This is a genomic window from Sphingomonas sp. BLCC-B65, from assembly GCF_028550675.1.
Lineage (GTDB): Bacteria > Actinomycetota > Actinomycetes > Actinomycetales > Microbacteriaceae > Microbacterium.
Window position 1 is genome coordinate 769,598 of record NZ_JAQQGL010000001.1, and the last position, 22,391, is coordinate 791,988.

23 protein-coding genes are annotated in these 22,391 nt (G+C 68.0%); 7 read left to right on the forward strand and 16 right to left on the reverse strand.

The genetic code is table 11. The annotated features are described in order from the left end of the window. Positions 1–2 precede the first annotated feature (2 nt). Entirely contained in the window at positions 3–380 is a 378-nt protein-coding gene (locus PP359_RS03820) for a twin-arginine translocase TatA/TatE family subunit (protein WP_112931281.1), read from the reverse strand. Between the two features lie 72 nt (positions 381–452). On the opposite strand from PP359_RS03820, the gene PP359_RS03825 reads away from it, so the two are divergent. Then, a complete protein-coding gene (locus PP359_RS03825) occupies positions 453–1,094 on the forward strand; it encodes an O-methyltransferase (protein ID WP_036315025.1) in 642 nt (213 codons plus the stop codon). An 84-nt stretch (positions 1,095–1,178) separates the two neighbouring features. Here PP359_RS03825 and PP359_RS03830 read toward each other — a convergent pair whose 3' ends face one another. The 3 genes from PP359_RS03830 to dapE all read right to left on the reverse strand — a co-directional run bounded on the left by PP359_RS03830 (position 1,179) and on the right by dapE (position 3,740). Further along, positions 1,179–1,352: a DUF3117 domain-containing protein gene (locus PP359_RS03830; RefSeq protein ID WP_005053677.1), complete on the reverse strand. Its 174-nt coding sequence runs from the start codon at positions 1,350–1,352 to the stop codon at positions 1,179–1,181. A gap of 88 nt (positions 1,353–1,440) precedes the next feature. Then, positions 1,441–2,682 (reverse strand): hypothetical protein, encoded by a 1,242-nt coding sequence (locus tag PP359_RS03835; RefSeq protein ID WP_499249921.1) that lies wholly within the window; start codon positions 2,680–2,682, stop codon positions 1,441–1,443. Continuing rightward, positions 2,664–3,740: a succinyl-diaminopimelate desuccinylase gene (dapE, locus tag PP359_RS03840; protein WP_036317430.1), complete on the reverse strand. Its 1,077-nt coding sequence runs from the start codon at positions 3,738–3,740 to the stop codon at positions 2,664–2,666. The genes PP359_RS03835 and dapE overlap by 19 nt, the downstream gene beginning before the upstream one ends. Positions 3,741–3,784: 44 nt before the next feature. Here dapE and dapD point away from each other — a divergent pair, with 44 nt between their 5' ends. Both dapD and ppk2 read left to right on the forward strand, forming a co-directional pair. Then, positions 3,785–4,735: a 2,3,4,5-tetrahydropyridine-2,6-dicarboxylate N-succinyltransferase gene (gene dapD / locus PP359_RS03845; protein WP_112931278.1), complete on the forward strand. Its 951-nt coding sequence runs from the start codon at positions 3,785–3,787 to the stop codon at positions 4,733–4,735. A gap of 35 nt (positions 4,736–4,770) precedes the next feature. Next, positions 4,771–5,568, forward strand: a complete 798-nt coding sequence (gene ppk2, locus PP359_RS03850) for a polyphosphate kinase 2 (protein WP_499249922.1) — start codon at positions 4,771–4,773, stop codon at positions 5,566–5,568. A 116-nt stretch (positions 5,569–5,684) separates the two neighbouring features. Here the strand turns inward: ppk2 and ddaH are convergent, their stop codons facing one another. The 7 genes from ddaH to PP359_RS03885 all read right to left on the reverse strand — a co-directional run bounded on the left by ddaH (position 5,685) and on the right by PP359_RS03885 (position 10,775). Beyond that, positions 5,685–6,446 carry a dimethylargininase gene (ddaH, locus tag PP359_RS03855; protein ID WP_499249923.1) on the reverse strand — a complete coding sequence of 254 codons (762 nt, stop codon included), beginning with the start codon at positions 6,444–6,446 and terminating at the stop codon, positions 5,685–5,687. A gap of 60 nt (positions 6,447–6,506) precedes the next feature. Then, the gene (locus PP359_RS03860) at positions 6,507–7,802 is read right to left on the reverse strand and encodes a citrate synthase (protein WP_039415799.1); all 1,296 of its coding nucleotides are present in this window, start codon (positions 7,800–7,802) and stop codon (positions 6,507–6,509) included. 98 nt (positions 7,803–7,900) lie between these two features. Further along, positions 7,901–9,010: a succinyldiaminopimelate transaminase gene (dapC, locus tag PP359_RS03865; protein ID WP_112931276.1), complete on the reverse strand. Its 1,110-nt coding sequence runs from the start codon at positions 9,008–9,010 to the stop codon at positions 7,901–7,903. Beyond that, positions 9,010–9,330 (reverse strand): ferredoxin, encoded by a 321-nt coding sequence (fdxA, locus tag PP359_RS03870; RefSeq protein WP_036314968.1) that lies wholly within the window; start codon positions 9,328–9,330, stop codon positions 9,010–9,012. The genes dapC and fdxA overlap by 1 nt, the downstream gene beginning before the upstream one ends. 9 nt (positions 9,331–9,339) lie before the next feature. Continuing rightward, positions 9,340–9,756: a histidinol dehydrogenase gene (locus PP359_RS03875; protein ID WP_112931275.1), complete on the reverse strand. Its 417-nt coding sequence runs from the start codon at positions 9,754–9,756 to the stop codon at positions 9,340–9,342. 9 nt (positions 9,757–9,765) lie between these two features. Further along, positions 9,766–10,080 (reverse strand): AzlD domain-containing protein, encoded by a 315-nt coding sequence (locus tag PP359_RS03880; RefSeq protein WP_036314955.1) that lies wholly within the window; start codon positions 10,078–10,080, stop codon positions 9,766–9,768. Then, positions 10,077–10,775 carry an AzlC family ABC transporter permease gene (locus PP359_RS03885; protein ID WP_294944706.1) on the reverse strand — a complete coding sequence of 233 codons (699 nt, stop codon included), beginning with the start codon at positions 10,773–10,775 and terminating at the stop codon, positions 10,077–10,079. Before PP359_RS03885 ends, PP359_RS03880 begins: the two co-directional genes overlap by 4 nt. 60 nt (positions 10,776–10,835) lie before the next feature. Between PP359_RS03885 and PP359_RS03890 the strand changes: the two genes are divergently transcribed. Next, complete coding sequence (locus PP359_RS03890; RefSeq protein WP_294944704.1) at positions 10,836–11,177, forward strand: DUF2200 domain-containing protein; 342 nt, start codon at positions 10,836–10,838, stop codon at positions 11,175–11,177. A gap of 15 nt (positions 11,178–11,192) precedes the next feature. Here the strand turns inward: PP359_RS03890 and typA are convergent, their stop codons facing one another. Both typA and PP359_RS03900 read right to left on the reverse strand, forming a co-directional pair. After that, positions 11,193–13,100, reverse strand: coding sequence for a translational GTPase TypA (typA, locus tag PP359_RS03895; protein WP_036284930.1), 1,908 nt, complete (start codon positions 13,098–13,100; stop codon positions 11,193–11,195). 99 nt (positions 13,101–13,199) lie between these two features. Beyond that, positions 13,200–14,942, reverse strand: a complete 1,743-nt coding sequence (locus PP359_RS03900) for an ABC transporter ATP-binding protein (protein WP_499249924.1) — start codon at positions 14,940–14,942, stop codon at positions 13,200–13,202. 62 nt (positions 14,943–15,004) lie between these two features. On the opposite strand from PP359_RS03900, the gene PP359_RS03905 reads away from it, so the two are divergent. Next, positions 15,005–15,613, forward strand: a complete 609-nt coding sequence (locus PP359_RS03905) for a PH domain-containing protein (RefSeq protein WP_135949037.1) — start codon at positions 15,005–15,007, stop codon at positions 15,611–15,613. A 12-nt stretch (positions 15,614–15,625) separates the two neighbouring features. On the opposite strand, the gene PP359_RS03910 is transcribed toward PP359_RS03905, so the two are convergent. The 3 genes from PP359_RS03910 to PP359_RS03920 form a co-directional block, all read right to left on the reverse strand. Next, positions 15,626–16,684: an ABC transporter permease gene (locus PP359_RS03910; protein WP_499249925.1), complete on the reverse strand. Its 1,059-nt coding sequence runs from the start codon at positions 16,682–16,684 to the stop codon at positions 15,626–15,628. Continuing rightward, positions 16,684–18,189 carry an ABC transporter permease gene (locus PP359_RS03915; RefSeq protein WP_499249926.1) on the reverse strand — a complete coding sequence of 502 codons (1,506 nt, stop codon included), beginning with the start codon at positions 18,187–18,189 and terminating at the stop codon, positions 16,684–16,686. Before PP359_RS03915 ends, PP359_RS03910 begins: the two co-directional genes overlap by 1 nt. Positions 18,190–18,346: 157 nt before the next feature. After that, positions 18,347–20,134 (reverse strand): ABC transporter family substrate-binding protein, encoded by a 1,788-nt coding sequence (locus PP359_RS03920; RefSeq protein ID WP_499249927.1) that lies wholly within the window; start codon positions 20,132–20,134, stop codon positions 18,347–18,349. Between the two features lie 155 nt (positions 20,135–20,289). Here PP359_RS03920 and PP359_RS03925 point away from each other — a divergent pair, with 155 nt between their 5' ends. Beyond that, on the forward strand, positions 20,290–21,078 hold the full coding sequence (locus tag PP359_RS03925) for a CPBP family intramembrane glutamic endopeptidase (protein WP_135949036.1): 789 nt from the start codon (positions 20,290–20,292) through the stop codon (positions 21,076–21,078). Between the two features lie 274 nt (positions 21,079–21,352). Next, on the forward strand, positions 21,353–22,291 hold the full coding sequence (locus PP359_RS03930; RefSeq protein WP_499249928.1) for a hypothetical protein: 939 nt from the start codon (positions 21,353–21,355) through the stop codon (positions 22,289–22,291). Positions 22,292–22,391 lie beyond the last annotated feature (100 nt).

Below are 22,391 nucleotides of genomic sequence, written 5' to 3' on the forward strand. Positions count from 1 at the left end.
GCTCAGGTCGCTTCGTCGTCGAACGGGACCTCACCGTTCGGATCGAACGTGGACAGCGGCGGCGCGGGCGCGGTGGCCGCGATCGCCGTGCCGACGGCCGCGGCACGGACCGTGGGAACGGGCGCGTCGTCGAGGAGGGCGTCGCGGATGATGCGCCGCGGGTCGTACTGACGCGGGTCGAGACGGCGCCACTCCACGTCGTCGAAGTCGTCGCCGAGTTCCTCCTTCACGCGCGTCTTGGCTCCGCTGAGCCACTCGCGCGCGCGCACGGTGAACCTCGCGAGGGTCTCCGCATACTGCGGCAGCCGCTCGGGTCCGACCAGGAGGGCGGCCACGATCAGGAGCAGGACGAGCTTGTCCCAGTCGAGGCCGAAGAACATGCCTCCAGGTTACCCGTGCGCCTGCCGGAAACGACGCCGAGCGCCCCGTACGCTGGGGGCTGGAGGAACCACATGGCCGATCAGGACGCGATCCGCAGGTACGTCGACGACGTCACCGTCGAACCCGAAGCGATCGAGCGCGCCCGTGCGCACGCGCTCGAGCTGGGTGCGGATCCGATCAGCCCGGCGGTGGGCGCCCAGATCGCCGTGATCGCCGCAGCGACCGCGGCGCTGAACGTCGTCGAGATCGGCACGGGTGCGGGGGTGTCGGGCCTGTGGCTGCTGCACGGTGCGCCCCGCGCGACACTCACGACCATCGACAAGGAGCCCGAGCATCTGGCGGCGGCACGAACGGCATTCGCCGACGCGAAGGTACCGCCGGCTCGCGCCCGCTTCATCACCGGCCGCGCCAGCGACGTGCTGCCCCGGATGAACGAGGCGTCCTACGACATCGTGCTCGTGGATGCCGATCCCGAGAGCGTCATCGACCACGTCGAGCACGGCCTGCGGCTGGTCCGCGCGGGCGGCACCGTCCTCATTCCGCGGGTGCTGTCCGGGGGCGCGATCGCAGACCCGGTGCGCCGCGATCCCGTGACGACCGCGTTTCGCACGCTGATCCAGGAGACACAGGCCTCGCCCGCGGTTCTCGGTGCGCTCTCCATCGTGGGCGAAGGGCTTCTGCAGCTGACCACCGTCGCCCCGGATCTGCGCTGAACGCTGGCTGAGGGCTGTCGGCGGCGCACCGCAGGGTACGGAAAAGGGCCGGTCCGAGGACCGACCCTTTCACGTGCGAGATCGTCAGGCTGCGCCGACCACGTCGCCGAGCACGCCGTGAAGTTCCTTGGCCTCTTCGTCATTGACAGAGACGACGAGTCGTCCGCCGCCCTCGAGGGGAACACGCACGATGATGAGGCGCCCCTCCTTCACGGCCTCCATCGGTCCGTCACCGGTTCGCGGCTTCATGGCTGCCATCGCGGGCTCCTTTTCGTCGTCGGACTACCTGTCAAGTTTATCGGTATGCCGAGACACCGGCCGCACGCGGCGTGCCGGAGGGTCGTCTTCAGGGAATCTGGGTGTACGAGTTGCCCAACGCCAGCATCTGGTAGATCCACCACCACTGGCCGATGAGCCCGACGACAAGCATCCCCCACCGCCAGAGAGCGTGCCGCGGGGCGGCGATGGCCCCGTAGAGCGGCGCGAGAGGCAGAAGGAGGCGGAAGATGCTCGACTGCGGAAAGAACACGACCAGCAGATACAGCACGTAGCTCGCCGACCAGAGTCGCATTTCGGGGCCGAGTCGCCGCACGTGCGGCTCGAACGCGATCACGGCCGCGACGGCCAGCACGGCCACCGCGAGGGCGACGTATCCCGCGATCTCGGGGAGGCCCCACAGGCGGAACCACAGCGCCGCCCCCTGCACGAACCCGTCGAACGGCACGAAGCCGCCCTCGCCGATCCACCCGCGCCGCCACGACAGCTCGGTCTCCATGTAGGCGGCGGGATCCCCCGTGACGATGCCCGCGATCACCTGCCATGAGAAGCCGACCACCACGGCGAGAACGCCGAGCGCCACGATGTGCATCACCTGCGCCGGCGGCAGCGGGTCGTCGCGCCGGCGCACCCATCGCATGACGCCGTAGGCACCGAGCAGGAGCGCGAACGCCAGCACGCCGGGTCTCGTGTATCCCATGACGACGATCAACGGGTACAGCCACACGAACCGGCGCCGCAGCAGAAGCCGCAGGGCGAGGAACAGCCAGAGCAGGAACAGCGACTCGGCGTAGCCCATCTGGAACAGCGCCGCGAGGGGCGATGCCGCCAGCAGCGCGACCGCCCACAGCGCCGCATCCGCCTCGAGCTTCTCTCGGAGGAGATGGAAGAACGCGAGGCACGCTCCGTATCCGGCGACGATGGCGAGGACCACAGCGGCCAGAGGGTAGTTGCCCGCGAACACCACCGACAAGACCCGCGTCAACGCCGGATAGACGGGCATGAACGCCCACGCGTTCTGCGTCACCGCGCCGGTCGCGTCGACGGGAAGGTGCGTGGGGTAGCCGGCGCTGCCGACGACCCAGTACCACTGGGCATCCCATCCCATCGACAGGGTTCCGATCGTCGCATCCGCGCCGAAGCGCGAGGTCGGGCCGGACAGCTCGGCCGCGACGAGCAGGAAGCCGGTGGTGACCACGCGGGCCGCGAGGTAGACGACGGCGACCGCAACGGCGGGGCGCAGGACGAGCAGCCGCCCGAGCGGACCTGTCCCTCGCAGCGGCGCGGCGGCGGTCAGCGCCCGTTCAGCCATGCCCTCAGGCTCCGCTCGACGTCCTCGATCTGGACGAGCGGCACCCGCTCTTCGTCATGGTGGGCCAAGAGCGGGTCGCCGGGTCCATAGTTGACAGCGGGCACGCCCAGCGCCGAGAAACGCGCAACGTCCGTCCAGCCATATTTCGGGCGGGCCTCGGCACCCACCGCGGCGAGGAACTCCTGTGCGAGCGGTGCGTCCAGTCCCGGCCGGGCGCCGGCTGCGGCATCCACCACCTCGACATCGAATCCGTCCAGCACATGGCGCACGTGGGCTTCGGCGTCGGCAACGCTGCGGCTGGGAGCGAAACGGAAGTTGACCTCCACCTCGCAGAGGTCGGGGATGACGTTACCCGCGACGCCGCCCGAGATGCGCACCGCGTTCAGCCCTTCGCGATACACGAGGCCGTCGACGTCGATCTCGCGGGGTCGATACTCGGCCAGGCGCGCCAGGATCGGCGCCGCTGCGTGGATGGCGTTCTCCCCCATCCACGAGCGGGCGCTGTGGGCACGGACCCCTCGCGTGCGGGCGACGGCGCGCAGGGTGCCGTTGCACCCGCCCTCCACCTGACCGTTGGACGGCTCCCCCAGAATCGCGAAGTCGGCGGCGAACAGGTCGGGGCGCGTGCGTGCCAGGCGCGTGAGACCGTTGAGGTCCGATGCGACCTCCTCGTTGTCGTACCAGAGCCACGTGATGTCGACTCGAGGTTCGACCAGCTCGGCGGCCAGCTTCAGCTGCACCGCCGTGCCCCCTTTCATGTCCACGGTCCCCCGACCCCAGAGGAAGGCTTCGCCGTCGATCTCGATGTCGCGGGTCGGCAGGTTGGCGTTGATCGGCACCGTGTCGATGTGACCCGCGATCGCCACGCGCTGCGCGCGCCCGAGGTGGGTGCGCGCGACGATCGTGTCGCCGTCGCGGTAGACGTCGAGGTGCTCCAACGGCGAGATCGCCGCGAAGATCGCGTCGGCGAGTGTCGTCTCGTCGCCCGACACGCTCGGGACGTCACAGAGTGCTCGGGTCAGGTCGACGGAGGATGCGGTGAGGTCGAGCACGGGCATGGGGCGAGTCTATCGAGGGGTCCGCCTTCGATAGCCTGGAGGGCATGAGCGAACAGCGGACGGTATGGGGCATCGGCCTCGCGACGACGAGCGAGAACGGCACGATCCTGGACAGCTGGTTTCCGGTGGTGCACACCGGCGCCCCCGACGACGCCGACACGGCCGCCACGCCGGCTTGGGCCGAGTATGCGGGCCACGACGCACGTCGCGCGGTGAACGTCGACATCGTCACGGTCACGATCGACCTCGACGCCGCCCCGGAGTCCACCCCCGACGCCTACCTCCGCCTGCACGCACTGTCGCACCGCATCGTCCGCCCCAACGAGCTCAACCTCGACGGCATCTTCGCCCACCTTCCCATCGTCGCGTGGACGACGGCGGGCGCCATGCACCCCGACGACGCGGAACGCCTGCGCCCGGCCCTGCAGCGCGCCGGCATCCAGGTGCACAGCCTCGACAAGTTCCCGCGCCTGCTCGACTTCGTCACCCCTCCGGGAGTGCGCATCGCCGACGCCTCGCGCGTGCGCTTGGGCGCCTACCTCTCCCCCGGCACGACGGTCATGCACGAGGGCTTCGTGAACTTCAACGCGGGGACTCTGGGCTCCTCGATGGTGGAGGGACGCATCTCGCAGGGCGTCGTCGTCGGCGACGGCTCGGACATCGGCGGCGGCGCGTCGATCATGGGCACGCTGTCGGGCGGCGGCACGCACCGCGTGTCGATCGGAGCCCGCACGCTCCTCGGCGCGAACGCCGGCATCGGCATCTCCCTCGGCGACGACTGCATCGTGGAGGCCGGGCTCTACGTCACGGCCGGATCCAAGATCGTGCTCCCGAACGAGCCTCCGCTGCACGACGGGTCGCGCCCGATCGTCAAGGGCGCCCAGCTGTCGGGGCAGAACAGCCTGCTTTTCCGCCGCAACTCGCTGACGGGTGCGGTCGAAGCAGTGCGCCGCGAGGGCGTCGGGGTGACGCTGAACGAGGCGCTGCACGCCTGAACGACCTGGGAGGCGAGGACGGATAGCATCTGGTCATGAGCGACCGGATGCCGAAGAAGACGTACGAACGCGAGTTTAAGCGGCTGCAGGCGCAGTTGGTCGACATGCAGGCGTGGGTGCAGAGCACCGGATCACGCATCGTGGTCATCTTCGAAGGGCGAGACGCAGCCGGAAAGGGCTCGACGATCAGTCGCGTCTCGCAGTACTTGAATCCTCGCGTCACACGCGTCGTCGCTCTTCCCACTCCGACCGAGCGCGAGAAGAGCGAGTGGTACTTCCAGCGCTACATCGCCCACCTTCCCGCGGCGGGCGAGATCGTGCTGATGGACCGGTCCTGGTACAACCGCGCCGGTGTCGAGCATGTGATGGGTTACTGCACGAACGCCGAATACCACCGGTTTCTGCATCAGGTGCCCATCTTCGAACGCATGCTGGTGGAAGACGGCATCCTGCTGAAGAAGTACTGGTTCAGCGTGTCGGACGTCGAACAGGAGAAGCGGTTCCGCTCTCGCAACGACGACCCGATGCGACGCTGGAAGCTCTCCCCCAACGACGTCCTGTCGATCACCAAGTGGGAGGACTACTCACGCGCGAAGGACACCATGTTCGTGCACACCGATATTCCGGAATCGCCCTGGTTCGAGGTCGACAACGAGGACAAGCGCCGCGGACGCATCAACATGATCCACCATCTGCTCTCGCAGATTCCCTACGAAGAGGTCGAGCGCGCGCCGATCGCGATCCCAGCCCGCCCGGCATCCGGTGGTTACGAACGCCCGCCGCGGGAGCTGCAGAACTACGTCCCCGACTACGCGGCGACGCTCGCGGACTGATCACGGCCGCAGAAGCGGAGATCAGCAACAGAATCGGATGCCGCGCCCCCCGCGATCCGCATCCGTTGCGTTGGTCCGCGTCCGCTGCGGCACGAGCCGGACGCCGGTCGGAGAACTCAGTCGCGGATGCGCACCGACAGACAGGTGACGCAGCCCTCGAGCTTCTCGAACTCGGTGATCGGGGTCGCGACGACGCGGAGCCCACGCGCCTCGTAGCGGGCGGCGGTCTCGGGGGCGTCGGAGGACATCAGCACCTCGTCGGGGCCGAGGACGACGACCGCCGTACCGTGCTCCTCGGGCACGCTCTCGAACGTCGGGAACGCGGCCTGGTCGTCGACCAGGGGCTCGAAACCGACGACGGTCCCGTCGGGCAGCGCCGTCACACCGCTCTTCAGGTGTAGGACGCGTTCGACGGGGACCGCGACGACCTGCCATCCGCGCGGAGCAAGCAGTGCAGTCAGTTGAGCGATGCCGTCGGCGTTCGTGCGCGATGAGGCACCGACATACACGGTCGAGCCGATCTTCAGAACGTCGCCCCCGTCGAGGGTGCCGGGGGCGACGATCTCGGCCACCTCGAGGCGGGTGGCGGCCACGGCCTCCCGCACCGTCGGAGCCTCCCCCCGACGTGACTCGGCTCCCGCGCGGCAGAGGACCGCAAGATCTCCGAAGACGACGACGGCGTCCTCGACGAACACACCGTCGGGTTGTTCATCGGCCGCATCGATCTGAATGATCTCCCACCCGCGGGTGCGAAAGACGTCGACGTAGGCCTCCCACTGACGTTGGGCGAGATCGGGATCGACCGAGGTCCTCCCGATGTGGGTCACCTCGCCGTCGGCGAGGCGCGGAGAAGGACGACGAACGAGCAGACGCGACATGGCTCGACCCTAGCGGATCGGCCCGCCACGCCTCGCACGGGATGCGGGGTGCTGCGCCGGTCAGACGGACCCGGGGTAGGTGCGCTCCCCGGCGCCTACGTACAGCTGCTGAGGACGTCCGATCTTCGTCTGCGGGTCGTACTGCATCTCGCGCCAGTGCGCCAGCCAGCCGGGCAGGCGACCGATCGCGAACAGTGGCGTGAACATCCGCGTGGGAAAGCCCATGGCCTTGTAGATCACGCCGGTGTAGAAGTCGACGTTGGGGTAGAGGCGACGCTCCTTGAAGTAGTCGTCCTCGAGGGCGACCTGCTCCAGTTCCTGCGCGAGATCCAGCAGCGGATCGTGGACGCCAAGCTCGGCGAGAATCTCGTCCGCCGACTCCTTGACGAGCTTCGCGCGCGGATCGTAGTTCTTGTAGACGCGGTGGCCGAAGCCCATGAGCTTGACCCCGTCCTCCTTGTTCTTCACCCGCTCGACGAAGCGCTGCACACTCTCCCCGGAGTCCTGGATGCGCGCGAGCATGTCGAGCACGGCTTCGTTCGCCCCGCCGTGCAACGGCCCGTAGAGGGCGTTGATGCCGGCGGAGATCGAGGAGAACTGGTTCGCGCCGGTCGATCCGACCAAGCGCACCGTCGAGGTCGACGCGTTCTGCTCATGGTCCTCATGCAGGATCAGCAGACGCTCGAGTGCGCGCGACGTCACCGGGTTCACCTGGTACGTCTCGGCGAGGTTGCCGAAGTTCAGCCGCAGGAAGTTGTCGACGAAGCTCAGCGAGTTGTCCGGGTAGAGGAACGCCTGCCCGATGCTCTTCTTGTGGGCATACGCCGCGATGACCGGAAGCTTCGCCAGCAGCCGAATGGTGTTGAGCTCGACGTGCTCCGGATTGTTGGGGTCGGACTGACCCTCGTAGTACGTGGACAGCGCCGCCGTCGCGGCCGAGAGCACCGACATCGGGTGAGCAGTGTGCGGAAGCGACGAGAAGAAGCGCTTGAGGTCCTCGTGCAGCAGCGTGTGGTGCCGGATCTTGTCGTCCCACTCCCCCAGTTCATCGGCTGTGGGAAGCTCGCCGTACAGCAGCAGCCACGCCACCTCGAGGTAGGTGCTGTTCTTCGCGAGCTGCTCGATCGGGTAACCGCGATAGCGCAGGATGCCCTGATCGCCGTCGATGAAAGTGATCGCCGACTTGGTCGCCGCGGTGTTCACGAAGCCGTAGTCCAGGCTCGTGTAACCCGTCTGCTTCGTGAAGGTCGAGAAGTCGACACTGGGTGCGCCGGCGGTGCCGGAGAGAATCGGCAGTTCGGCGGTGCGGTCACCGACGGTGACGGTGGCCTTCTGGGGGTGTCCCGCGTCGCTCACGAAGCCTCCTTGCGGTGGGTGGGGTCTTTTACAGCCTACTGGGCGCGCGGTCCAACGCAGATCGCGCGCAAAGGAACGGGCAATTCGTAGGAGGAAACCTACGAGACGGTCACCAGGCGCTCCGCTGCTGCAGCGATCCGCTCATCGGTCGCCGTCAAGGAGAAGCGGACGTGCTCGGGGAAGTGCTGCCCATAGAAGTGTCCCGGCCCGGCCAGGATGCCGAGATCGGCCAGGCGGTCCATGGTCTTCCAGGCATCGACGCCTTCGGTGGCCCAGAGGTAGAGGCCGCCCTCGGAGTTGTCGATGCGAAATCCCGCTTCCACGAGTGCCGGCCGGAGAATCTCACGCCGGGCGCGATAGCGCTCGCGCTGCGCAGCCACGTGTGCATCGTCTGCCAGCGCCGCCGTCATGGCACTCTGCACAGGACCGGGAAGCATGAGACCGAGGTGCTTGCGCGCCGTCAGCAGGCGCGACACCAGATCGCCGTCACCGGCGAGGAACGCGGCACGGTACCCCGCGAGGTTCGACTGCTTGCTGAGCGAGTACACCGACAGCACGTCGCGCCGGTCGTCTCCGACGATGCGCGGATCGAGGATGCTGGGGATCGGCGCGTGGGCCCAGGGCCCGTCCCAGCCGAGTTCCGCGTAGCACTCATCGCTGACGATCACGGCGCCGAGCTCCCGTGCACGCGCGACGGCGGCACGGAGTTCGTGGACGTCGAGCACCCGCCCGTCGGGGTTTCCCGGAGTGTTCAGCCAGACCAGGCGCGTGCCCACCGGCCACTGCGCGGGATCGTCGGCGGCGAACGGGGTCGCACCCACCAGCTTGGCCCCCACCTCGTAGGTGGGATAGGCGGCCCGCGGGTGCACGACGATGTCTCCGGCGGACAGGTCGAGCAGCAACGGGAGGAGGGCGACGAGTTCCTTCGAACCGACCGTCGGCAGGACCTCGTCGACGCTCAGACCGGGAACCCCGCGGCGGCGGTCGTACCACGCGGTGATGGCGCCGCGCAGCGCCGCGGTGCCGACCGTCTGCGGGTAGGCGTGAGCATCCGTCGCGGCACGCAGCGCCTCGGCGACGACATCCGGCGTCGGATCGACGGGAGACCCGATGGACAGATCCACGATGCCCCCCGGGTGCGACCGCGCTCGCGCAGCGAAGGGAGCGACGGCATCCCAGGGATAGTCGTCGAGATCGCGGACGGCCATCAGTGCGACTGCGGAGGAAGCGCGGAGATCACGGGGTGATCCTTGGCGATCACACCGACCTTGGCGGCACCGCCGGGCGAGCCGATGTCCTCGAAGAACTCGACGTTGGCGGTGTAGTAGTCCTGCCATTCGGCCGGCAGGTCGTCCTCGTAGTAGATCGCCTCCACGGGGCAGACCGGCTCACACGCGCCGCAGTCCACGCACTCGTCAGGGTGGATGTAGAGCGAGCGCTCGCCCTCGTAGATGCAGTCGACGGGGCATTCATCGATGCAGGCACGGTCCTTCACATCCACGCAGGGCAACGCGATCACATATGTCACGTGTCGAGTCTAGTTCGTGCTCGCCGGGTCATCGTCGAGCGACGACGCTCCGGAGGCCGACGCCCGAGGCGCCAGGCGCGGCCAGGCCACGACGATGGCCACCATCACCGGAACGGCCAGCGTCCAGATCACTCCGGTGGAGATCTCACCATCGGCGGGAGCGGGCACGACGACCGACCCGCCCGGGCCCCGACCCGAGAGCACCAACGTCGTCAGCATGACACCGAGACCGGTCGCCAACCCCGCCCAGCGGTCGCCGGTCAGCAGTCGTACCGCGAGCAGCAGGGCACCGGTGCCGGCGACGGCCACGATCAGCCCCAGTGGGATAACCCCCCACTGTGCGGACTGACCGATGGTCCCGGCAGCTCCATAGAGGAGGCCGATCACCGCGGCGACGGCCCAGCTCCCGATCCGTGCGATTCTCACGCCGTGATTCTACGTCGCCCACCCCAGCGCCCGGAGCGCGGCCGCAACGACCGCTGCCGCCACCACGACGACGAGGAAGGGGGCGCGGAGCGTCAGCAGCCCCGCGGCGACGAAGATCGCCGGCACGCGCGCGTCGGCGACGATCTGCGGGCCGGCGCCCAGCGTCTGCACGGCGACCAGTGCGGCCAGCAGCGCGACCGTCAGCAGGTCGATCGAGCGTTCCGCGCGAGCCGAGCCGAACCATCGCGCAGGAATCGCGTACCCGAGGGCTTTCAGCGCCAGGCACGCGAGCGACGCCGCCAGCACGGCCGTCCACATCGTCATGATGCGCGGCCCGCGAACGCGTTGGTCCACCCGACGGCGAGGGCGACCACGGCGGCGACCAGCACGGGCGCGCCGGGCATGAGGAAGGGCGTGAGAACCGTGGCGACGACCGCGGCGGCGACGCCGACGGCAATCGCCTGACGGCGACGCAGACGCGGCCACAGCAGCGCAAGGAAGGCCGCAGCCGCGGCCGCGTCCAGCCCGTAGACACGAGGATCGCCGAGGACGTCGCCGAGCAGCGCACCACCCAGCGTCGAGAGGTTCCATCCGACGTAGATGCCGACGCCCGTGATCCAGAAGCCCGCACGCCGCGCCGCGGGATCGCTGTGGGCCAGCGCCACCGCCGTCGACTCGTCGATCGTGACGTGGGGCGCCACGAGACGGCGCCAGCCGCGCCCGACCACCGGAGCCATGCGCAGCCCGTAGGCGACGTTGCGGACGCCGAGCAACGCGGCGGAGGCGACCGCCGCGGGCGCGGCGGCGATGCCTCCCGCGCCGATGACACCGACGAACGCGAACTGCGATCCCCCCGTGAACATGAGCAGGCTCAGCACGCACGTCTGCCAGACGTCGAGGCCGGACGCCACAGCCAGGGCGCCGAACGAGACACCGTATGCGCTCGTCGCGACGGCGACGCCGACGGCCTCGCGCCGCGCGCGACGCACGGCCTCTCGGGCTTCAGCTGCGGCATCCATGCCCACCATCCTGACAGTTCGCCTGCCCGCGAACGCCTGCGGGCGAGTAGGGTGCCCGTCATGGAGCGGATCTTCGACATGCCCGTCGCCCGCGTCTACCCGCTCTACGTCCAGAAGGTGCAGCGTAAGGGCCGCTCAGCGGACGACGTCGAGACCGTCACACGATGGCTGACGGGATACAGCGCCGAGGAACTCGCGGATCACCTCGCCGCGCAGACGAACTTCCGTGACTTCTTCGCGGGTGCGCGGCTGCATCCCGGCGCCGCGCAGATCACGGGTGTGATCTGCGGTGTGCGAGTGGAGCAGATCGCAGATCCGTTGATGCAGAAGATCCGCTACCTGGACAAACTCGTCGACGAGGTCGCGCGAGGTCGCCCGCTCGAGAAGATTCTGCGGGCATGAGGCTTCCCGCGGCGCTCAGCCGTCCTGACGCTTCGCGCGCGAGGCGGCGCGGCCGCGCTCGGTCGCGTCGAGCACGACCTTGCGGATGCGCACCTTCTCGGGGGTCACCTCGACGCATTCGTCGTCGCGCGCGAACTCGAGCGACTCCTCCAGCGTGAGCACGCGCGGCGGCGTCATCGACTCGAAGGAGTCGGACGTCGACGAGCGCATGTTCGTCAGCTTCTTCTCCTTCGTGATGTTGACGTCCATGTCGTCGGCGCGCGAGTTCTCGCCGATGACCATGCCCTCGTAGACCTCTTCGGTCGGCTGCACGAAGAAGCTCATGCGCTCCTGCAGCGCGATCATGGCGAACGGTGTCACGACACCCTGACGGTCGGCGACGATCGACCCGTTCTGGCGGGTGGTGATCTGCCCCGCCCAGTCGTCGTAGCCGTGCGAGATCGCGTTCGCGATGCCGGTGCCGCGGGTGATGGTCAGGAACTCGCTGCGGAAGCCGATCAGACCGCGCGAGGGGACGACGAACTCCATGCGCACCCAGCCGGTGCCGTGGTTGGTCATGGTGTCCATGCGGCCCTTGCGAGCGGCCATCAGCTGCGTGATGGCACCGAGGTGCTCTTCGGGGGCGTCGATCGTGAGGTGCTCGAACGGCTCCTTGACCTTGCCGTCCTCGCCGCGCTTGGTGACGACCTGCGGCTTGCCGACGGTCAGCTCGAAGCCTTCACGGCGCATGTTCTCGACGAGGATCGCCAGGGCGAGCTCACCTCGACCCTGCACCTCCCAGGCGTCGGGGCGTCCGATGTCGACGACCTTCAGCGAGACGTTGCCGATCAGCTCCCGATCGAGACGGTCCTTGACCATGCGCGCCGTGAGCTTGTGACCCTTCACCTTGCCCATGAGGGGCGAGGTGTTGGTGCCGATCGTCATCGAGATGGCCGGGTCATCGACCGTGATCGCGGGCAGCGGCCGCACGTCTTCGGGGTCGGCGATCGTCTCGCCGATCGTGATGTCCTCGATGCCGGCGATGGCGACGATGTCACCGGGGCCGGCAGATTCGGCCGGGTAGCGCTCGAGAGCACGGGTCTTGAGCAGCTCGGTGATGCGCGCGTTGGTGTGCGAGCCGTCGTGACGCACCCAGGCGACGGTCTGCCCCTTCTTCAGCGTGCCGTTGAAGACACGGAGCAGGGCCAGACGGCCGAGGAACGGCGAGGAATCGAGGTTGGTGACCCAGGCCTGCAGCGGCGCCTCGTCGTCGTAGGCGGGAGCGGGGACGTGCTCGAGGATGGCCTCGAACAGGGGCTCGAGGTCCTCGTTGTCGGGCAGCTCGCCGTTGGCGGGCCGGTTGCGAGACGCGGCGCCGGCGCGACCGGACGCGTAGACGACCGGCACGTCCAGCAGAGCGTCGACGTCGAGGTCGGGCACGTCGTCGACGAGGTCGCCGGCCAGACCCAGCAGCAGGTCGTGGGCCTCCTCCTCGACCTCCGCGATCCGGGCGTCGGGACGGTCGGTCTTGTTGACCAGCAGGATCACGGGCAGCTTCGCCTCCAGCGCCTTGCGCAGCACGAAGCGGGTCTGCGGCAACGGACCCTCCGACGCGTCGACCAGCAGCACGACACCGTCGACCATCGACAGGCCGCGCTCGACCTCGCCGCCGAAGTCGGCGTGGCCGGGGGTGTCGATGACGTTGATCGTCACCGGAACCTCGGTGTGGATGCCGTTGTAGGTGATCGCCGTGTTCTTGGCGAGGATCGTGATGCCCTTCTCACGCTCCAGGTCGTTCGAGTCCATGGCGCGCTCTTCGACGTGCGCATGCTCACCGAAGGAACCGGTCTGACGGAGCATCGCGTCCACGAGCGTGGTCTTGCCGTGGTCGACGTGCGCGACGATCGCGACGTTACGGAGATCCGGACGGAGGGCGTGCGCCATGAAATGACCTAACGAGAAAGGGAGACGCTCCGAGCAGAGCGCCTCCCATTCTACAAGCCGGATGCCGCGGCGTCCTCCGCCGCGCCCCGCGCCGCTCGATCAGGCGTGCGCGGCGGCATCCCCGGGTGTCTCATCGGCGTCCACACCGGCGGCGAGATCAGCCAGACGCTTGTCACGGCGCTCACGCTGGATCTCGGGGTCGGGCACCGGCACGGCCGCCAGAAGACGCTTGGTGTAGGCCTGCTGCGGGCGACGCATGATCTGGTCGCGGGTGCCGACCTCGACGAGAGCGCCGTGGCGCATGACCGCGATCCGGTCGGCCAGCTCATCGATGACGGCGAGGTCGTGGCTGATGAACAGGCAGGCGAACCCGCGCTCGCGCTGCAGATCCTTCAACAGCTCCAGAACCGTGGCCTGCACGGAGACGTCGAGGGCGCTCGTGGGCTCATCGGCAACCAGGACCTTCGGGTTGAGAGCGAGGGCGCGGGCGATGCCCACGCGCTGCTTCTGCCCACCGGAGAGCTCGTGCGGGTAACGGGATGCATAATCGCGCGGCAGCCGCACGGAGTCCAACAGCGCTCGCACGCGCTTGTCGAGGGGCGCGCCCTTGATCTTCTCGGACAGCTTGATCGGCTCGGCGATCGAATCGCCGATGGTCATTCGAGGGTTCAGCGAGCTCGACGGATCTTGGAAGACGATTCCCACCTCGTGGTGGAGGGCGTGCAGCTGCTCGCGGTTCGCTTTCGAGATGTCCATTCCGGCCACGGTCAGGCGTCCGGAGTGGATGGGCAGCAGACCGATCGTGGCGCGACCGATCGTCGTCTTGCCCGAGCCGGACTCGCCGACCAGGCCCAGCACCTCACCCTGGTAGATCTTCAGGTCGATGTGGTCGGCCGCACGGAAAGCCGGCACCCGACCGCGCTTCGGATACTCGATCGCGACGTCGTCGAACGACACCACCACGGGAGTGGACGGGGTGGCAGCATCGGGAGCCTGCAGATCCTCGGTGGTGATGCGCGGCACCGCCGACAGCAGCGCCTTCGTATACGGATGCTGCGGGTCGGCGAAGACGCTCGCGACCGTGCCGGTCTCGACGATGTCGCCCTGACGCATCACGACGATGCGGTCGGCCATGTCGGCGACGACGCCCATGTCGTGCGTAATCAGCAGGATGGCCGAGCCGAGACGGTCCTGGAGCTTTCGCATGAGCTCGAGGATCTCCGCCTGAACGGTCACATCCAGCGCGGTCGTCGGCTCGTCCGCGACCAGCAGCAGCGGGTCGCACGACAGCGACTGCGCGATCATCGCGCGCTGACGCTGGCCGCCGGACAGCTGGTGCGGGTACGAGTCGAAGGCTTTCTGCGGGTCGGGAAGCTCGACCAGCGTCAGAAGCTCGACGGCCCGCGCCTTGGCCTCCGCCGGAGACACGCCGAAGTGCTGGCGCAACGTCTCCACGATCTGGAACCCGATCGTCAGGACCGGGTTCAGCGCCGTCATGGGCTCCTGGAAGATCATCGAGATCTGGTTGCCGCGGATCTCCTGCATCTCCCGAGGCTTCATGCCGATGAGCTCGCGGCCAGCCAGCTTCGCACTGCCGCTCACGCGGGAGTTCTTCGGCAGCAGGCCCAGCAGCGACATCGACGAGACGCTCTTTCCCGACCCGGACTCACCCACGATGGCGAGCACTTCGCCGGCAGCGATCGAGTAGGAGACGTGACGTGCGGCGGGCACCCAGTACCCGTCGACGCCGAAGTCGACGTTGAGGTCGGTGACCTCGAGCACCGGACCGCTGTCCGGCTGGTGCGCCTCGGTCGTGGGCAGCATGCCGCGGGAGGTTCTCATCGGCGGTTTCCTTCTGTTGTGCGTGCGAACGGACTCGTGGTCCGGAATGCGACGATGGGGTAATGACAGATGACGTGCGCCTGTACCGATCGACCACGAACACCGTGATCGCGATCGGCGCATGGGTGGCTGTGACCGCCGGCGCGGCGCTGGTGGTTCTGCTCGGCGCGACCCGGTCGACGCAGCAGCTGTGGGCTCTGGTGCCGTTGGCGCTGATCGCGCTGCTGGTGGGCGAGCTGTTCTGGCGTCCGCGCATCGTCTGGGACGAGCAGTCCATCACGCTCGTGAACCCCTACGCGACCACGACCGTCCCGTGGACGATGGTCGTCGACATCGACACCCGCTTCGCGCTGACCGTGGTGACGCCCTCGCGTCGATATCGATCGTCCGCGGCGCCCGCGGCCGGCGCACTCACCATGCCGCGCGGAGGCCGTGACAGCCTCGGACCCGACCAGAGGGGCGGCGTCCTGCGCAAGTCCGACGCCCTCGGCACCGATTCCGGTGACGCCGCGTACATCATCCGGGGAGCATGGCATCGGCTCGTGGAGAGCGAGGCCATCCCCCTGGGCCGCGCGGGAAGCGACCGCGCCCGCGTGCACGTGCACGTCACCGCCCTCGCGCTGAGCCTGCTGCTGGCCGCGGCGACCGTTCCGGCGCTGCTGAACCTCTGACGGCATCCGGCCTTACTCCGGATCCTGCAGGGTCGGCGTGCCGGTGCGCGGGTTCTGCGCCGCGGCATCCATCATGCTCGTCGGAGCGGCGACATCGGGCTCGACACCGTCGGCGCGCTCCTTCGTGCGACGACGGGAGAACCGACGGCTGCGCGGGTCGAACGCCTCGCGGAGGGCATCGCCGAAGATGTTCGCCGACAGTGCCAGCGTGACGATGAACAGCGCCGGCCACCAGAACAGCCACGGCCGCACGGTGAAGGCCGACTGGTTGACACCGATGAGCAGACCCAGCGAGACGTCAGGAGAGCGGATGCCGTAGCCGAGAAGCGAGATCGCCGCCTCGAGCAGGATGGCGCCGGCTGCCAGGAGCGATCCCGACACGATGATCACACCGGTCGCGTTCGGAAGGATGTGCCGGAAGATGATGCGGGCATCGGAGGCGCCGGCCACGCGGGCAGCCTCGACGAACTCCCGTTCGCGCAGCGAGAGGAACTCACCGCGGACGAGACGCGCGATCACCATCCAGCTGAAGAACCCGAGCATGGAGCCCAAGACCCATACGCCGACCGCGCCGGCCCAGTTACCGACGACGGCGGCGATCACGATGGCGGGGATCACGATGAAGACGTCGGTCAGGCGCATGAGCACCGCGTCGACCCAGCCGCGGAAGTAGCCCGCGATCGCGCCCACCGTGACACCCACGATCAGCGCGATGCCCGTGATCAGCACCATGGCCACGAACGAGTTCTGGATGCCGCGCATGGTCATCGCGAAATAGTCGCGCCCGATGCGGTCCTGACCGAAGGGGTGGTCGCCGAGCGAGAACGGGAACAGGCTCAGAGTCGGCTCTCCGCCGTTGACGCTGTTCGACAGGTCGTACCAGTTGTACTTCCACCAGCCGGGAATCGGGCCGAGCCCGACGGCGCTCGTGGCGAAGGCCACGATTGCCAGGAGGACGATGGCGGCGATGAGGCCGACCTTCTGGGAGAGGAAACGGCGCCAGATGATCCGGCTCTGACTGATCGAGCGCTCTTCGACGTCGCCGGGGGTTTCTGAGATGGTGCTGGACATCAGCGCACCCTCACTCTCGGGTCGAGTGCCGCGTACGCGAGATCGGCAAGGAAGTTGAACAGAATGGCCATGAAGGCGATGACGATGAAGTAGCCCATCACCGGGTACAGGTCACCGGGACCCAGCGAGCGCTGGAAGAGGGCACCCATACCGGGGATCGCGAAGATGAACTCCGTGATGATGGCTCCACCGAGCAGCCCGCCGAGGTCGGTCGCCACGAGCGTCGTGATCGGGATCAGCACGTTGCGGAATGCGTGGCGGACGACCACCACCCGCTCGGGCATGCCCTTGGCGCGAGCGGTGCGCACGTAGTCCTGGCTGAGCACCTCGATCATGCCGGCGCGGGCATAACGCGTGTACCCCGCGAACGAGATCGTCAGCAGCGAGATCGTCGGAAGCAGCAGGTGGAAGAAGACGTCCAGACCGACGCGCCACATGTTGTCGGGAGCGTATCCCGGCGTCGAGGAGCCCACGGTGGCGATCGGGCGTCCGTTCATGTCCTCCATGTAGCCGGGGAAGGACTGCATGAAGCGGTCGATGAGAATGATGACGCTGATGATCACGGCGACCAGAACACCGATGCGCATGTTCTGGGAGCGGTCGTCTCCGCCGACGAAGAAGCCGGCCGCGAAACCGACCGCCAGCGCCACGACGAAGAGGATGCCGATGGTGGCGAACGTGGACACGTCGAACAGACCCTGCAGCGCGAAGTAGCTGATGATTCCGGCGACGGCGACGATGCCGGCCGTCAGCAACGCGCGGCGCTGTTGGATGCCGGCGATCAGCACGGTCACACCGAGGGCGGCACCTGCGCTCAGCACGATGACGCCGACCGGGCCGAACCCGGGCGTGAGGAACCAGCCGGTGACGCTCATGTAGATGAGCAGGCCCGTGGTGAGCACGAAGCTCGTGCCCCCGGACGTGAGGCGACGGCGGGTGTCACCGCCGACGACCGCCTGCACGATCAAGGCCACCACGATCCCGACGATCACCGCGACGACGATGGGGATGACGGGGTCTTGCAGGAAGTCGTTGAAGCCGATGGCGACGAAGTTCTTGAGAAGCGCGGCGGCCAGGAAGGACGGCAGGGAGTAGAGGAACAGGCTGAGGACGGTGAACGACACGTCGAAGCCGCTGTTCTCACGCAGCGCAGAAAGGATTCCGGTCGAGATGCCGAAGAGGATGGCCAGCAGCAGGGCCGCCGTGACCATCTGGATGGTGGACACCATCGCGATCGGCAGGACGTCGGTGACGGGGGCACCCTGGAAGGTGGTGCCCAGGTCGCAGGCGTTCGCGAAGGGGATGAGGCACTTGGCGGCGCCGCCGACCCACATCGCCCAGCGAAGCGGAGGCGCGACGTCCAGGTTGGCGAGCTGAATTCGCGCTTCGATCAGCTGCTGCTTGTTCGGGTTGTTGGAAGAGCGGAGGTCCTCGAGCGGATCCGTCGACAGAGCGACCAGATTGAACATCACGAAGGATGCCGCGAGGAGGATGAGGATCGACACACCGACCCTACGGAGAATGAAACCGACCAAAGGTCACTCACTTCGACGTGCGACGGGCGGGCGGCATCGGGTTGCGATCGCCTTGCCCATCGGTTGACAGACAGGGGCCAGGGTGGCGCCTTCGGGATCTACCGTAGACGCCACCCTGGCGTGGGTACTACTTGGTGTTGGTGCTCTGCTTGACGGACCACTCCCAGTTGTTCCAGATCGGACCGGTCTGGTTGCCCATGTACTTGACGCCGTCCAGCTTGCTGGAGACGCCGTAGATGCCGGGCGCCTGGAAGAGGGGCAGGCCGTAGCCCTCGGTGAACGCCGTCTTGTCGATGTTCAGGAGGAGCTGCGTCAGCTTGTCCTTGTCAACCGTGGTCTGCGACGCGATCGCGTCCTCGTTGGCAGCGGTGAACTTGTTGTAGTTTCCACCACCGTCGGTCGAGAACAGCTGCGGGATCTGCGCCGTGCCGATACCCGGGGAGATCCAGCCGAACAGCGACGCGTCGTAGTTGCCAGCCGACAGCAGGGTCGACCACTTGGGGTCGCCACCGTCGACGACCTGGAAGCCGGCCTTGGCCGCGGAGGACTGGATCGCCTGGAACTCGTCGACGCGGTTCGGGTTCTTCGTGTTGTAGAGGATCTTCACGGTCGGCGTCTTGCCGGCGAGGAGCTCCTTGGCCTTCGCGATGTTGTCGTCGAGCTTGGACGGGTCGTACTTGTCCGAGCCGTTCTGAGCGACCGTGGTCGCGTACTCCGACTGGCTGGGCAGCCAGATCTGCGAGTCGAGGACCTTGGCGTCGGGGTTGACCGGCGTCACGATCGCGTCGAGGATCTGCTGACGCGGAACCGTCAGGAGGAAGGCCTCGCGGACGGTCGGGTCCTTGAACACCTCGGAGCCGAAGTTCAGGTCGAGGTGGTCGTAGGAGACCTGGTCACCGGTCATGACCTGAGCACCCGAGACGGCCTCGAGCGACTTCTTCGTGTCGGCGGATGCCTGCGGGTAGACGAGGTCGACCTCGCCGTTCTGCAGAGCCGTGACCTGCGCGGCGGCGTCGCCGATGACACGCATGACGAGCTTGTCGATCTTCGGCGCGAGGTTGCCCTTGTAGTTGGGGTTGTGCTCGAACGTGAGCGACTGACCCGGCGTCCAGGCCGAGAGCACCCACGGGCCCGAGGTGACCAGGAGGTCCTTGTCGGTCGGGAACGACGTGATGTCGTAGCCCGTGTTGACGAAGTCCGCAGCCTTCTTCAGGGTGTCGTTCGCGGCGACGGGAGCCTTCGGGTCGCCCTTGGGCAGACCCTGGAGGAGCTTCGTCAGGTCAGCGGCCGAGGAGAGGCCGGCCTTCTTGGCCACGACGTGCGCGGGCTGCGCGATGGGGTTGAAGATCTCCCAGTCCACGTAGGGCTCGGAGTACTTCAGCGTGATCGACGTGTTGTCGTCGCCCACCTCGGGGAAGTCGGTCGAGTTGATGCCCGCCGTCGAACCCGCGATCTGGAAGTACTGCGTGCCACCCGTGACGTTGCCGTCCGCGTCGGTGGTCGCGTCATCGTAGTGGCCCGAGGCGATCGCCCACGCGAGCACCATGTCGTCGGCCGTGATCGGCTCGCCGTCGGACCACTTGAGGTCCTTCTTGAGCGTGTACTTCACGGTCAGCGGGTCGTCCGAGGTCTTCTCGTACGTGCCGAACGACTCGTCCTTGACGAGGTTGAAGCTGTTGTCCGGGTAGAAGAACCCGCCCGTGGTCAGGTAGACGTACTGACCGTTGGTGTCCAGGTTGCCCTGCGGCGTGTTGCTGTTCAGCGACGTCAGGTCGTTCACGATGGCCATCGTGACGGTGCCACCGGTCGGCGCAGCGTTGGTGGCGTTGCCGCCGCCGCTGGCCGTGCAGCCCGTCAGGGCGAGGGCGCCGGCCGCGGTGACCGCGGCAAGTGCTCCCCAGCGTGACTTCTTCAATTTTCCTCCTGGGTAAGGGATGGATGCGCAGGCGGGTGAAACACCCACGGCGCGGATACCGAAACCATAAGTTCTGATCAGCGTTGATCAAAACCGTTAGGGAAAACGTTACAGACCCTTAACTCAGTTCAGGGCCGATATGGCAATCTGACAAGGTGATCGATTCCGAGGCCGCCGAACTGCCAAGACTGAGGGGCACGCGCGCCCGGTTGTGGTGGGAGATCAGCATTGTGCTCGCTCTGTCGGTCGGGCGCTCGGCGCTGTCCTCGGTGCTCGCGCTCGTGCAGGCGCTGACGCGCGACCAGGCCTTGGGAGACCAGTCGACCTCGCTGAACCCGGGCGCGAACGCCGCCCAGTTCTGGGACGTCCTCAACCAGTTCCTGGCCCAGTTCTTCGCGTTCGCCCCCATCGCACTGGCGATCTACCTGCTGTGGGAGCCCGGGATCTCGGCGTTCCGTCGCATCGGCTTGGATTTCCGGGTTCTCGGGCGGGATCTGGGTGCGGGCGTGCTGCTCGTCGCCGTCATCGGCATCCCGGGTCTCGGCCTCTACGTCGCCGGTCGCGCGCTGGGGATCACCGTGCAGGTCGACGCCGCACCACTCGACTCGTCATGGTGGACGATTCCGTTGCTCCTGCTGGCAGCCGTGCGGGCCGGCCTCACCGAAGAGGTCATCTTCATCGGCTACCTGTTCGATCGTCTGCGGCGGCTCGGATGGGGAACGTGGACGATCATCCTGTCCACAGCGGCGCTGCGCGGCGCGTATCACGCCTACCAAGGGTGGGGACCGATCGCCGGCAACATCGCGATGGGCATCGTGTTCGGGTGGGTCTATCAGCGCTGGGGCCGCGTGATGCCCCTGGTGATCGCGCACACCCTCATCGACGTCATCGCCTTCGTCGGCTATCCGCTCGCCGCCGCCTGGTGGCCCGGCGTCTTCGCCTGACCCACCCCCCAACGCTCCCGCGCCGGCCACCGCCCGGCCCGCACCGACCACCACCCGGTCCGCGAGACACGCGTGGCGCACCGAGACACGCGCCGCACACCGGTGTTTCGGTGCACGGACCGTGTCTCGCGGGGCGAGCAAGGGTTCCTCCCCACATCGAGAGACGGTGGCGGCTCCCACGGAAAGCGGTGAGCAGCGGAGGCGGCAACTCATCGCCGGGTGCAATGGCGACATGCCAACCGCGATCGCTACGCCAGACGTCCGAGAGTGCCCGGTGCCGTTGATCACGCGAGGCGGCGAGCCGCACATCGATCGCGCGGTGCGGCGCGGGGAGCTCGTTCGCGTGATGCGCGGGGTCTACGCGCCGGCGCGGCTGTGGCGGGACCTGCCGCCATGGGACCGCTACCTCGTTCGCGTCCATGCGGCTGCGCGGTGCTACCCCGACGTCGTCTTCGTACGGGAGTCCGCGGCCGCGCTGCGCGGGCTCCCCGTCTTCGGCGAACCGCCGCACGTCCATGCCGTCGCCCTCGGCTCGCGAGCGACGCATGCGGTCGGGGAGATCCGGCTGCATGCCGCCGAACGCCCGCCGCAGTTCGACGACGTGAGCGGTGTGCTCGTCGCGACAGGTGCCGAAGTCGCCGTGGATGCCGCACGACTACGGCATCCCGCTGTCGCCCGCGCGACGGCCGATGCCGCACTCCGGGCCGATCCGCACCTCACCACCGGCTGCATGCGGGCGATGAGCGAGACCCACCCGTCCTCGAGAGGCCGCCGTCGCGCACGCGAGGTGCTCGACCGCGCGTCGGCGGTTGCCGAGTCACCGCTGGAGTCCGTGAGCGCGACGGTTATCGAGGCGCTCGGTTTTCCTGTTCCGGAGATGCAGCGATGGGTGCGAGGGCCGGAGCCGGGAGAGGACGACCGCGTCGACTTCGCATGGCTGCGCAACGGCCATCTCGTGGCGGGAGAGGCCGACGGAGATCTCAAGTACAGCGGCGCCTTGGGCGACGCTCGTGTCGCACTCCGCGAACGGCGTGCTCGGGACGCGCGGCTGATGCGACGCGGCGTCCACACGGTTCATCACTGGACGTGGGCCGACGTGATCGCCCCGAGCCAACTCCGCGCGATCCTGTTGTCGGCGGGGTTGCCTCTCGTTCGACAGCCCGATCTCGGGCTGCTGGGTTCGCTCGACCGCGCCCTCCGCGGCCTGCCGTGACCGCACCCGCTCCGTCCGCTCCGTCCGCTCCGTCCGCTCCGTCCGCGAGACACCGCCCCCGCACCGAGACACCGGGTGTACATCGGTGTCTCGGTGCGGA